Annotated in this window: 10 protein-coding genes; 7 read left to right on the top strand and 3 right to left on the bottom strand. The window is 71.3% G+C overall.

Features of this window, described 5'->3' with window-relative positions; translation table 11 throughout:
- Positions 1-91: 91 nt before the first annotated feature.
- Positions 92-1,705 (top strand): FAD-binding oxidoreductase, encoded by a 1,614-nt coding sequence (locus tag AC3EUV_RS33605; RefSeq protein WP_435604560.1) that lies wholly within the window; start codon positions 92-94, stop codon positions 1,703-1,705.
- 118 nt (positions 1,706-1,823) lie between these two features.
- On the opposite strand, the gene AC3EUV_RS33600 is transcribed toward AC3EUV_RS33605, so the two are convergent.
- Both AC3EUV_RS33600 and AC3EUV_RS33595 read right to left on the bottom strand, forming a co-directional pair.
- Positions 1,824-2,543, bottom strand: a complete 720-nt coding sequence (locus tag AC3EUV_RS33600; RefSeq protein ID WP_432146365.1) for a phosphatase PAP2 family protein — start codon at positions 2,541-2,543, stop codon at positions 1,824-1,826.
- Between the two features lie 205 nt (positions 2,544-2,748).
- Positions 2,749-3,753, bottom strand: coding sequence for a C40 family peptidase (locus AC3EUV_RS33595; RefSeq protein WP_432146356.1), 1,005 nt, complete (start codon positions 3,751-3,753; stop codon positions 2,749-2,751).
- Between the two features lie 477 nt (positions 3,754-4,230).
- On the opposite strand from AC3EUV_RS33595, the gene AC3EUV_RS33590 reads away from it, so the two are divergent.
- The 6 genes from AC3EUV_RS33590 (at position 4,231) to AC3EUV_RS33565 (ending at position 11,751) form a co-directional block, all read left to right on the top strand.
- Positions 4,231-4,539 carry a hypothetical protein gene (locus AC3EUV_RS33590; protein ID WP_006603970.1) on the top strand — a complete coding sequence of 103 codons (309 nt, stop codon included), beginning with the start codon at positions 4,231-4,233 and terminating at the stop codon, positions 4,537-4,539.
- Positions 4,540-5,009: 470 nt separating this feature from the next.
- Positions 5,010-5,861, top strand: a complete 852-nt coding sequence (locus AC3EUV_RS33585; protein ID WP_432146357.1) for a DUF8175 domain-containg protein — start codon at positions 5,010-5,012, stop codon at positions 5,859-5,861.
- Positions 5,851-7,161 carry a hypothetical protein gene (locus AC3EUV_RS33580; RefSeq protein ID WP_435604559.1) on the top strand — a complete coding sequence of 437 codons (1,311 nt, stop codon included), beginning with the start codon at positions 5,851-5,853 and terminating at the stop codon, positions 7,159-7,161. The genes AC3EUV_RS33585 and AC3EUV_RS33580 overlap by 11 nt, the downstream gene beginning before the upstream one ends.
- Positions 7,158-8,720, top strand: a complete 1,563-nt coding sequence (locus AC3EUV_RS33575) for an SCO6880 family protein (protein WP_432146359.1) — start codon at positions 7,158-7,160, stop codon at positions 8,718-8,720. The genes AC3EUV_RS33580 and AC3EUV_RS33575 overlap by 4 nt, the downstream gene beginning before the upstream one ends.
- A 29-nt stretch (positions 8,721-8,749) precedes the next feature.
- Positions 8,750-10,174: an ATP-binding protein gene (locus AC3EUV_RS33570; protein WP_432146366.1), complete on the top strand. Its 1,425-nt coding sequence runs from the start codon at positions 8,750-8,752 to the stop codon at positions 10,172-10,174.
- Positions 10,141-11,751, top strand: coding sequence for a type IV secretory system conjugative DNA transfer family protein (locus AC3EUV_RS33565; protein ID WP_435604558.1), 1,611 nt, complete (start codon positions 10,141-10,143; stop codon positions 11,749-11,751). The genes AC3EUV_RS33570 and AC3EUV_RS33565 overlap by 34 nt, the downstream gene beginning before the upstream one ends.
- A gap of 33 nt (positions 11,752-11,784) precedes the next feature.
- On the opposite strand, the gene AC3EUV_RS33560 is transcribed toward AC3EUV_RS33565, so the two are convergent.
- Positions 11,785-12,362 (bottom strand): GNAT family N-acetyltransferase (locus AC3EUV_RS33560; protein ID WP_432146360.1); only part of this gene is annotated, 578 nt, incomplete at its 5' end.

Below are 12,362 nucleotides of genomic sequence, written 5' to 3'. Positions count from 1 at the left end.
CGGTGCGGATTCCCCGGCAGCGCCCCGTGACACTGGCCGGTCCACCGCCAGGCGGGGCGGGACCGTACGACATCGAGGGGGATTCATCCCAGTGAAGCGGCGCACACTCCTTCAGACCAGCGGCGGACTGGCGGCGACCGCGGTCGCCCTGGCCACCGGCTGCGACAGCAAGACCGGCAAGGCGGGCGCGGCGTCGAGCGCCACGGAGGCCGCGGCCGGCGCGGGCACCACCCGGACCAACGCGGCGGCCGCCGCCGGGGGCGCCGCCAAGGGCCGGGCCTCCCAGTCCTCCTGGACCGCGCTGCGCAAGAGCCTGGACGGCAAGCTGGTGCAGGCGTCCGACAGCGCCTACGCGACCGCCCGGCGCCTCTACAACACCCGCTACGACACACTGAAGCCGTCGGCCATCGCCTATGTGAAGCATCCGGCGGACATAGCCGAATGCCTCTCCTTCGCCCGGCGCTACGACACCCCGGTCGCCATCCGCAGCGGCGGCCACTCCTACGCGGGCTGGTCCAGCGGCAACCACAAGCTCGTCATCGACGTCTCCGCGCTCTCCAAGGTCGGCGCGCCGTCCGGCGGCATCACCCGCATCGGCGCCGGCGCCAAGCTCATCGACGTCTACGAGGGCCTCGGAGCGCACGGCGTGACGATACCCGGGGGCTCCTGCCCCACCGTCGGCATATCCGGCCTCACCCTCGGCGGCGGCCATGGCGTGGTCTCCCGTGCGTACGGCCTGACCTGCGACAGCCTCGTCGGCGCCACGCTGGTCACGGCGGACGGCAAGACCGTCGAGTGCGACAAGAAGCAGCACGCCGACCTCTTCTGGGCGCTGCGCGGCGCCGGCAACGGCAACTTCGGCGTGGTCACCGAGCTCCGCTTCCGTACGCATCCGGCGCCGCGCGCGGTCATGGCGTATCTGACCTGGCCGTGGTCGAAGGCGGCGAAGGTGGTGGCGTCCTGGCAGAAGTGGGGCCCGGTGCAGGCCGACGAGATCTGGTCCGCCTGCCATCTCGACGCACACCCCGGCGGCACCCCGTCCGTCTCCGTCGCGGCCTTCTCGCTGGGCAGTTACGGCGAGCTGAAGAACGCCCTCGACAAGCTCGCCGACCAGCCGGGCGGCCCCGGCCGCGCCAAGAGCGTGCATCTCACGCCAACCGGCTACCTGGACGCGATGGAGTCCTACGCGGGCTGCTCGTCCAAGTCCACCGCCCAGTGCCACGCGCCGGGTTCGCTGCCCGGCCAGAACGGCGCCGGCCAGCTGGGCCGGGAGACCTACGCCGCCCGCTCGCACTTCTTCGACCGCTCGCTGTCCGCGGCCGGCATCCGCACGCTGATGGACCAGATCGAGGCGGGCGGCCGCAAGGGCGTCGCCGGGAATGTGGCGCTGACGGCGCTGGGCGGCGCGATCAACCGCGTCAAGAGCTCCGACACCGCCTTCGTGCACCGCGGCTCGCAGTTCCTCGCCCAGTACCTGACGTCCTGGCCGGCTGGAGGCTCGCCCGGCTCCCGCACAGCGTGGCTGAATTCCTTCCATGACGCGATGCGCCGTCACTCCTCGGGCGCCGCCTACCAGAACTACACCGACCCCGGCCTGAGCAACTGGAAGTCGGCCTACTACGGCGGCGCCGCCACCCGGCTCGCCGAGGTCAAGCGGACCTACGACCCGCAGCGGCTGTTCAGCACCTTCCCGCAGGCGCTCTGAGAGCCCCCGGACACACGGACGGCCCGGCCCCCGCGAGGGGCCGGGCCGTCCGCATCCGCCAGGTCTTGTCTCCCGGGGGCGCGGCCCGCCGGTTCACCGGAACCGCCGGGCCGTGCTCTCAGGCCGCCAGATCCTTGTCCCGCTCCTTGTGTCCGCCGCGCATCGCCGAGCCGGTGGCCACCAACCGGCTACTCTCGCCGTCCTGCCCCGCGCCCGCACCGGCGCCCGGCGCGCACACCAGCCACGCCAGCTTCGACCGGGAGATCGCCGTCGTCACCGGCACCAGCAGGGCCTGTGCGAGCGGCGCGAGCAGCAGCGCGACGGCGGTGCCCAGGGCGAAGCCGCCGACCACGTCGGTCGGGTAGTGCACGCCCATGTAGACACGGCAGAAGCCCTCGGCGAGCGCCAGCAAAATGCCGATCAGGCCGAACTTCCGGTGGGCGATGAACAGCCCGACACCGACCGCCATGGTGAGCGTCGCGTGGTCGCTCACGAACGAGAAGTCGCTCTTGCCGGGGATCAGTACTTCCAGTCCGGCGTGTTCCTTGAACGGCCGCGGCCGTTCGACGAATGACCGGATCGGGATATTGGCCAGCAGGGCGATGCCCGCGGCCAGCGGCGCCCAGACCAGGCCCGCGACGGCGGCCGGCGCGCCCGGATTGCGGCGCGCGGACCACCAGGCGATCAGACACAGCACGGCGAGGCCGGCGATGATGCCGTACTCACCGATGTACTCCATGGCCTTGTTGACCCAGTGGGGGGCGTCCTTCGCGAGGCCGTTGATGCCGTCGAGCACGTCGACGTCGGGATTCGGCCCCTCGAGTGCGAGTCCAGCCATCTGCCGCGGCCCCTTATCTTTCGCGCGCGCGAGCGCCTTCGTGTTCTGCCTGCCCCCGTGGTCGTCGAGCGTGTGCCGTGTCAAGCGCGCTTACGTCCCCACGCCAAGGAAACGCGATGCCCGCCCCTGGCGTTCCACTCTCCACCGGATGATCACCAGGACGTTATCGAAGCTTGACTCATCACCGCAGTTCAGGGCCCTATGTTCACGCAGCGTTCGTGCCGGGCAGCGCTTTTGCGCCATCCGACGTGACGCGGGTCGCGCCGATGTAATCCGGCGTATCGATCTTGTCGAACCGGATCTTGGCCCCGGTGTACGGCGCGTTGATCATGTACCCGCCCCCTACATAGATGCCCACATGGTGGATGGAGCGCGGGTCCTTCAGGTCGTAGGCGAAGAACACCAGATCGCCCGGGAGCAGCTCATTCCGCTTCGGGTGCGACCCGGCGTTCCACTGGTCGTTCGCCACCCGGGGCAGCTCGATGCCCACGGAGTGGTACGCGGCCTGGGACAGCCCGGAACAGTCGAACCGGCCGCCCTGCGCCGCGGTTCCCGTGCCGCCCCACAGGTAGGGCGTACCGAGCCTCTGCTGGGCGAAGTAGATGGCCCCGGCCGCCTGGCGCGACGGTTCCACCCGCCCCGCCGGCGCCTCGAAGCTCTTCGCCAGCGTCGTGATCGTCTTCACATAGTTGCGAGTCTCGCTGTACGGCGGCACCCCGTTGTACTGGATGACGCGATAGGCCCCGGCGTTGTACGCGGCGAGCATGTTGTGCGTGGCATTGCCCGGCGCGCGCTTCACATAGCTCGCCAGCTCGCAGTCGTACGAGGCCGCCGACGGAATCGCGTCCTCCGGATCCCATACGTCCTTCTTGCCGTCGCCGTTCCCGTCGACGCCATGGGTCTGCCAGGTCCCCGGGATGAACTGCGCCATGCCCTGGGCGGCCGCCGGGCTCTGCGCCCGGGGGTTCCACCCGCTCTCCTGGTAGAGCTGCGCCGCCAGCAGCGCGGGACTTATCGCCGGGCAGAGCGTCCCCCACTTCTGCACCAGCTGCTGATACTCGGCGGGCACCGACCCCTTCGCCAGCCCGAGCGCCCGCCCGCCGGCCCCGGCCAGGCCGGCCGCCGCCATGTACGTACCGATCACAAGCAGCCCGAGCAGGCAGAGCACCAGCCCCGCCCCGAGCCCTCCGGCCACCCAGAATTTCCGCACCCCCCAACCCTCCCCCATTCAGCCCCGGTTCACTGCCTCTTTCCGGCCGCTCCCGCGCGCGCCGCCGCCCTGGATGCCGCGCGGCGGCGCATGACGCGGCGCACGGGGCGCTCCGGCCGGGGTACGGCCGCACGTACGGCGACGCCCCGTACGCCGCCGGACGGGCGACGGCGCGTCAGAACCCCGGCAGGACCGTATCCATGGACCCGAACGGGCTACAAACGGCCCGGCGCGCCGGACCGGCCACCGGCGCTCCCGATGATCATTGCCCAGGGTTATCCCCCGTGATACACACGGTGAGACCAGTCGGTTCAATGGAGGGCGTGCGCCCACAAAGACACGCCACCCGCACGGGATCCTTCAAAGAAAGCCGCCAAGTCGACAGCTGACGGCCCATTTGTCAGCGAAGATAGAGACTGACCTGTGCCGCGCCGGCACGGCGAGACAACTACCCATCAAGGGGCGGTGAGTTCACACATGTTCATTGCGGCCGAAAAAGGCGACATCACCACCATCATCGGCGGAATCGCCCCGGACTGGGGGCCGTTCGGGAGCCTGGGCAACGAGGCCCGCGTGATGATCGAAGTGGTCATGGCGGTGGCGATCCTGCTGTGCCTCGGCATCGCGATCTGGGGCGCCGCCAAACAGCGCATCGGCGCCACCGCGCTGCGCGACACCTTCAGCGCCGAACAGGGCAAGGGCCTGATCGTGGCCGGCCTGACCGGAGTCTTCATCATCGGCTCCCTCGGGACGCTCTTCACCATCGTCTACGGCATGGCGGTCTAGGCCACACCCCGGCCCCACCGTCGCCCGTATGGCGCGCCCCCGGCACCCGTCCGTCCCCGCATCGCCCCCGTGCGCCCCCGCCCACCCTCTCTCCGCCGCCCCGTGCCCCCACTCGCTCCCACCGGCCCCACCTCTCCTGCCGAGGCCCCATGCTGACGCCTGCTCACGCCGGCCCGACGGCACCGCAGCACGCCCCCATCACCCCCGCCACCAGCGGACCGATTGGGCCGAGCGCTGCGCGGGGACAGGTGGATCCGGGGGCAAGAAGGCGACCGGCGACCGCGGAGCAGACGATGCGCACAAATAACCCAGAGTCCCCCATTCGCCTCTGCCGTACCACATCTGAGGACCCGTCACGGTGAGATGTACTCGTACCGCCGCACCCGAGTCGCCGCCCGCGCGGCTACGGTCATATGAGGGCGGCACAACACAGCACGCACGGCGACGGCGGCAGAGGGGGCACAGGCGCGATGAGTCTCAGTGACGACGGCGGCTACGGCGGCGACGGCCACCGCGGTCCGGAGACGGGCCAGACCCGGACCAGACTTCCCGACAACGGCGGCGACATCTACGGCCCGGGACGGCGCTCCCGGACCGGCCTGTCCAGCCGCAACCTCGTCACGATCGTCGGCGTGATCGTCCTGCTGCTCGCGGCCATCGCCTTCGCCAACCGCGGCGGCAGCGGCAACAGCGAAACCCCCGCCGGCGACTCCCCCAAGGACCCCGGCCGCACCCAGCCCACCGCCCCCACCGGCACCAAAGCCGTCGACGGCAAGACCGGCGGCATCGCGTCGGGGTTCGCCAAGACGGAGCAGGGGGCGCAGTCGGCGGCGGCGAATTTCGCCGTGGCGCTGGGGTCCTCGGACATGTTCAACAAGGACCAGCGGCACAAGATCGTCAACACCGTCATGGCGCCGTCGGCCGCCGCCGCGTTCCAGAACAAGCTCGATGACGCCTACTCGCCGGACTTCTTCAAGACCGTCGGACTGAAGGCCGACGGAAGCACGCCGACAGGGATGACCTTCGTCTCGCGCACCATCCCCGTCGGCACCAAGATCAAGGACTTCACCAAGGACCAGGCGACCGTCGAGGTCTGGTGCACCGGCCTGCTCGGACTGGCCGGCCAGGGTTCCGTCAAACCCGTCACCACGAGCTGGTTCACCCTCACGATGAAGCTCGCCTGGACCGGCAACGATTGGAAGACGCTGACTCGCTCTCAGGCGGACGGCCCCGCACCGGTCAGCGGGGACGTCCCCGCCTCCGGAGCGAAGGACATCGCGGGCGCGGTCCAAGGGTACGGAGGTTTCACATATGCCCGGTAGGCCCAAGCACCGCCGCGCGGCCTCGGTTCTCAGCGTGCTGGCAGGCGTACAGACCTGCATGATCCTGCTGGCGACACGCGTCATGGCCGCGCCACCCGACCCGGGCCCGGCCTCGGAGCGCTGCAAACTCCTCAGCGGCCCGGCCCTCCAGCTCTGCCAGAAGCGCAATGAATCCGGCAGCGACTCACCCCCCACCAACCCCCTCGACAACAACCCCCTGGACCCCCTCGAATCCCTGGCCAAAGGCTGTGCCAAAGCCGCCGCCTGGATCGTCACCAAGCTGTCGGAGGCGGTGAAGGCCACGTCGCAGGTGGACTTCACCAACGCCGCGTTCCTGCGTCAGTACGCCGTCGTCTTCGCCGCCTCCACCGTGCTCACCCTCGTCCTGTGGCTGCTGGCCGTCGCCAAGCGCGCGGTGCGCGGGGTGCGGCTGACGGAGGCGATCAGTGAAGCGGTCGGGTTCCTCTGGCTGACCGTGCTGGCCTCCGCCTTCACCCCGCTGATCCTCTACACCATCGTCTCGGCGACCGACGGCGTCACCGAGATCATCGCGAAGGGGACGGGGGCGCAGACCGACACCTTCTTCGGGGCCTTCTCCCAGGCGCTCACCAAGGGCACGGACATCGGCGGCGGCCCGATCATGCTGATCGTGGTGTCCCTGGTCTCGGTGCTCGCCGCCGGTGTGCTGTGGCTGGAGCTGGTGATCCGGGCCGCGCTGCTGTACGTCGGGGCGCTGCTCGGCACGGTCGTCTACGCCGGGCTGGTCGACAAGAACATGTGGGGGCATGTGCGGCGCTGGGCGGGCATCATGATCGCGGTGATCCTGGTGAAGCCGGTCATCGTGATCGTCCTCGGCGTCGCCGGTGCGCTCTCGCACGACAAGGGCCCGAACGCCTTCTCCGCGGTCGTCTCCGGCCTCTCGATCATCGTCCTCGCCATCTTCGCCAGCGCGGTGATCTACCGCTTCGTCCCCGGCTTCGGCGACGAGATGGTCTCGGCCCGTACGAACAAGGGCCGGGCCACCGACGGCAGCCAGGCCGCCGCGATGATCTCCTCCCCCGCCGCACTGGTCTCCCAGGGCATCAAGACCCACAGCTCCCGCAGCTCCGGCGGAGACGGCGGGCAGGCGCAGGGCGGCCAGTCCCGGCCGGCCGACGCGGTGGCCGGCGGCGTCGCCGCGCACAGCTCCCGCGGCGGCCGCGCCCCGGCCCCCGCCACCCCCGCTCCCCGTACGAACCCGAATCCCGGCCCGGGCAGCAGTTCCCGCTCCGGCAAGACCGCAGGAGGTGAGGGGCGTTGAGCACGCAGTCCCACCCGATCGCCCCGCGCCGCACGTATCTGATCGGCCGTGCCCGGCCCAACGCGATCGTCGGCAAGAACCGCGAGACCGGTGAGATCGCGCTGATCATCGCCGGCGCGTTCCTCGGCATGGTGTGCGGGCTGGCGCTGGGCTCGCTCCCGCTGCGGATCGCGACCCTCACCGGCTTCCCGATGCTGGGCCTCGCCGCCGTCTACGTCCCGTACAAGGGCCGCACGTTCTACAAGTGGTTCGAGATCCGGCGCAGCTTCCGCCGGACGGTCCGCCGCGGCGCCACCTACCGCTCCGGCGCCGCCGAGGCGGGCGTCCGGCTGGACGGCCGGGAGATCGAGATCGGCCCGCCGCCCGGCATCGGCCGGATCAACTGGCTGTCCGCCCCGTTCGGCCCGGACGAGATCGCGGTGCTGCTGCACGCCGACCGCAAGACGGTGACGGCGGCCATCGAGATCGAGGGACCGGGCGTCGGCCTGCGGGACAGCGAGGACCAGGAGGCGCTGGTCGACCGATTCGGGACGCTGCTCAAGCATGTGGCCAACGGGGACGGCTTTGTGACCCGGCTCCAGATGCTGGCCCGTACGCTGCCCGCCGACCCGGACGCGCACGCCAAGGACGTCGCCCAGCGCGGCGACAAGAGCTCCCCCGACTGGCTCCAGGAGTCCTACGACCAGCTCCAGTCGATGGTCTCCACCTCCTCGGAGCAGCACCGCGCCTACCTCGTCGCCTGTATGCACTACACCCGCGAGCTGGCCGCCGAAGCACAGACCATGGCCCGCGCCGCGCGGATGCACCAGGGCGGGCTGCTGCGCAAGAAGCTGGACCGCGACGCCGGTCTCGCCGTCGTCATGGCCCGTGAGCTCACCGATATCTGCGCCCGGCTCGCCGAGGCCGACATCCGCGTCCGCCAGCCGCTCGGCCAGGCCCGCCTCGCCTCCCTCGTGCACTCCATGTACGACCCGGACCACCCCATCGACCACATCCAGGCGATGAGCAAGCGCAACGCCTGGCCGGCCGAGCTGGACGCCATGGAGCCGACGTACCTCCAGGCCAAGACGCGGGAGTCGACGACCCGCGCGCCGTGGTGCCATGCCACCGCCTGGGTCAAGGAGTGGCCGCTGACCCCGGTGGGCGTCAACTTCCTCGCGCCCCTCCTGGTGCACACCCCGGATGTGATCCGTACGGTCGCGGTCTGCATGGACCTCGAACCCACCGAGATCGCCATCGAGCGGATGCTGACGGAGAAGACGAACGACGATGCCGAGGCCAGCCGCGCGGCGAAGATGAACCGGGTCGTCGACCCGCGGGACGTCGCCCACCACGGCCGCGTCGACCAGCGCGGCGAGGACCTGGCCTCCGGTGCCGCCGGCGTCAACCTCGTCGGCTACCTCACGGTCTCCTCCCGCTCGCCCGAGGCCCTCGCCCGCGACAAGCGCACCATCCGTGCCTCGGCCGGAAAGTCCTACCTGAAGCTGGAGTGGTGCGATCGCGAGCACCACCGGGCGTTCGTCAACACCCTGCCGTTCGCGACCGGGATCCGCCGCTAAAGCCGCTGGGAGGCGCGTACGTCATGGCCATGCTCGATCCGATCGGAGCGCTCAGCGAGGCGTTCACCAGCTTCCTGTTCGGGAAGGTGGAGACCACCCGGCTGCCCGTACGCACCTCCACCGGCCAGGCCCAGGCGGTCTATCTGCCCACCGCGGCCCCCGGTCTCGGCGACTCCGGCGTGATCATCGGCCGTGAGGTCTACAGCGGCAAGGGCTACATCTACGACCCCTTCCAGCTCTACGGTCAGCAGCTGCCCGCCCCGCACTGGCTGGTCCTCGGCGAATCCGGCAACGGCAAGTCCGCGCTGGAGAAGACCTACGTCCTGCGGCAGTTGAGGTTCCGGGACCGGCAGGTCGTGGTGCTGGACGCGCAGGGCGAGGACGGCGTCGGCGAGTGGAACCTCATCGCCCAGGAGCTGGGGATAACCCCCATCCGCCTGGACCCGACCGCCGCCCTCAACGGCGGCATCCGCCTCAACCCCCTCGACCCGTCGATCACCGCCACCGGCCAGCTGGCCCTGCTGCGCACCATCATCGAGGTCGCGATGGGCCACGGCCTGGACGAACGCTCCGGCTTCGCCCTCAAGGTCGCGCACGCCTACGTGACCGACACCATCACCCACCGGCAGCCCGTCCTGACCGACATCGTCGAGCAGCTGCGGCACCCGGAGGCGGAGTCGGCCGAGGCGATGAATGTCGACATAGACGACGTCCGGGCCTGGGGTCTGGACGTGGCGCTGGTGCTCGACCGGCTCGTAGACGGTGACCTGCGCGGCATGTTCGACGGCCCGACCACGGCGGGCATCGACCTCGACGCCCCGCTGATCGTCTTCGACCTCTCGCACATCGACCGCAACTCCATCGCGATGCCGATCCTGATGGCGATCGTCGGCGTCTGGCTGGAGCACACCTGGATCCGCCCCGACCGCAAGAAGCGCATCTTCCTGGTGGAAGAGGCCTGGCACATCATCAACTCGCCCTTCGTCGCCCAGCTCTTCCAGCGGCTGCTGAAGTTCGGCCGCCGGCTCGGTTTGTCGTTCGTGGCCGTCGTCCACCACCTCAGCGACGTGGTCGACGGCGCCGCCGCCCGGGAGGCCGCGGCGATCCTCAAAATGGCCTCGACCCGCACCATCTACGCCCAGAAGGCCGACGAGGCACGCGCCACCGGCCGGGTACTCGGCCTGCCACGGTGGGCCGTCGAGATCATCCCGACCCTCACCCCCGGCATCGCGGTCTGGGACGTCAACGGCAATGTCCAGGTCGTCAAACACCTCATCACCGAGGCCGAACGCCCGCTGGTCTTCACCGACCGGGCGATGACCGAGGCATCCGCGATGCCGACGGACGAGGCACGCGCCATCCAGGAGGCGGCGGACGCCGAGGCCGAGGCGCGCGCCGAGGCCATGGCGATGGAGCGGCAGTGGAGAGACGAGTCGAGCGAGACGGTGGCGTGACCCGCGGATACGACGACGAACGAGGCGCCGCCCGGCCCCGGGGGCGCGGCGTCCCCGACTCCCTGCTCATCGGGCTGCTCGCCTTCCTGCTGGGCCTGACGGTCCTGGTGTGGACGGCGACCGGACTGGCCGCCCTGTTCGCACACGGCGCCTGGCCCGCCGGCGTCACCTACTCCGGTACGCCGATGGCGCTGCGTCATCTGGTCTCCGCACCGCACGACATGGCCGCCGCCTGGCCCGACGCCCCCAAGAGCCAGCTCTCCGGCTACGGCCTCTTCTGGGGCATCCTCATCGGCGAGCTGATGGTGCTGCTGGTCCTGGTGATCTTCACGCTGGGAACGGTCGCCCGCTACCGCGCCGTACGGAAGGCCCGCCGGACGAAGGCCCAGGAGGCACGGGAAGCCCGTCCGACGGACCAGGAGGCACGGGAGGCGGAACGGGCCGCGCGGGAGGCCCGAGCGGCCCGGGAAGCCGTACGGGAGACCGTCCCCGCCGCCCAGGAGCCCACGGCCACCGGCGAGGACGCCCCGGCCACACCGGCCGTCCCCGCCCCACCGCCTCTCGACCCCGTCGCCGCCGGCCCGGTCCCGGAACAGCGCACCGCACCCCCGCTCACCCCCGCCGTCGGCGCCCCCACCGAACCCACCCTCCCCCGCGTCCAGTTCACCACCGACCGGGCCGCCGCCCGCGCAGCCGCCGTCACCGCCGCGGCCGCCGCCCCGGGCCCGCTGATCGTCGCCACGACGGACCCCACGGTCTGGGCCGAGACCAAGGACGCCCGCGCCAAGCTCGGCCCGCTGCTGACCTACGACCCGACGCACCACCTCGACACCCCGGCCCGGCTGCGCTGGTCCCCCACCTCCGGCTGTACGGACCTCGCCACCGCCACCGCCCGCGCCACCGCCCTGCTGGCCCCCGTACGCCCGGCCGCCGCCCTGGACTCGGCGGTCGCGGACGCCGCCCAGACCCTGCTGCGCTGCTGGCTGCACGCCGCCGCGGTGGACGGCCGCCCGTTCCGCCAGCTGCACCGCTGGGCACACGCCACCGGCGCCGCCCAGGAACCCGTCCGCATCCTGCGCACCAGCCCCAAGGCCTCGGCCGGCCAGGCCGGCGAGCTGGAATCGGTGCTCACCGCACACCCCGAACGCCGGGAAGCCGCCCAGGCGTTGATCGGCCGGTCGCTGACCGCCCTCTCCTCGATCCACATCCGGGACGCCTGCACCCCGCTTCGAGCAGATTCGGTTCTCCTCGAATCATTTCTCGATGAAGGGGGAACGCTCTACGTGGTAGGCGAACCCATCGAGGATCCGCGTACCGACCCGGGTGCGATGCCACTGCTCACCGCACTCCTCTCGAGCGTGGTCGAGCACGGCCGCCGCATGGCCGAACGGTCATCTGACGGTCGGCTCGACCCACCACTCACCCTCGTCCTGGACGACATCGCGGCCCTCGCCCCGCTGCCCGCCCTCCCCGGCCTCCTCGACACCGGCCGTGCGCGCGGCCTGCTGACCCTGGCCACCATGCGCTCCCAGGAACAGGCCCGCGCCCGCTGGCCCCACCACTCCCTACGGACCTGACCCGCCCGAGAGCTCCGCGCCCGGCCTCACGTACTACCCCCGCCGCAGCGCCATCTCCCGCTCGCTCGCCGCGGGATCCTTCGGATCGGCCATGGTCCGCCCCGTCGCCGCGAACCCCAGCCCGCGGTAAAACGCCTCGGCCCGCCCGTTCTCCTCGTGCACCCACAGCCGTACGCGCTCGACCACGGGCTCGGCACGGCTCCACGACCACGCGATCGCCGCCCGCAGCAACTCCCCCGCCAGCCCCGTCCCCCGGTGCTCGGGCCGCACATACACCCCGACCACATGCGTCTGCGGCGCCTCCTCGTCCGTCTCGACGAGAGCCACCACCATGCCGCCCCAACCCCCGTCCGCGGCCTCCCCGATGAACGTCACCACCGAGTGCCCCTCAGCACTCCGCGCCGCCCGCTCCCGCCAGAGCTCCTCCGGCCGGCCCACGGCCTCCTCAAGGGTCTCGTTGAACGCCACCCGGGCCACCGGATCGGCCAGAGCCGCCAGCCGCAGCTCCTTCAGCCGTTCCCACTCGCCGGCCTCCACCGGCCTGATCACATATCCCATACCGCCCAGCATCCCAGCGCCCCTGCCGAACAGCAGGCCCTTTCCCGCCCGGA

This window comes from Streptomyces sp. bgisy130, from assembly GCF_057708345.1.
Note: the sequence above shows the minus strand (reverse complement) of the source record. Positions and strands in the feature narration are given on the sequence as shown.

What these genes read in the sequence shown, in the direction of transcription:
- AC3EUV_RS33600 (WP_432146365.1), bottom strand. Translation starts at nt 2,543, where the DNA reads ATGGCTGGACTCGCACTCGAGGGGCCGAATCCCGACGTCGACGTGCTC.
- AC3EUV_RS33590 (WP_006603970.1), top strand. Translation starts at nt 4,231, where the DNA reads ATGTTCATTGCGGCCGAAAAAGGCGACATCACCACCATCATCGGCGGA.
- AC3EUV_RS33585 (WP_432146357.1), top strand. Translation starts at nt 5,010, where the DNA reads ATGAGTCTCAGTGACGACGGCGGCTACGGCGGCGACGGCCACCGCGGT.
- AC3EUV_RS33580 (WP_435604559.1), top strand. Translation starts at nt 5,851, where the DNA reads ATGCCCGGTAGGCCCAAGCACCGCCGCGCGGCCTCGGTTCTCAGCGTG.
- AC3EUV_RS33570 (WP_432146366.1), top strand. Translation starts at nt 8,750, where the DNA reads ATGCTCGATCCGATCGGAGCGCTCAGCGAGGCGTTCACCAGCTTCCTG.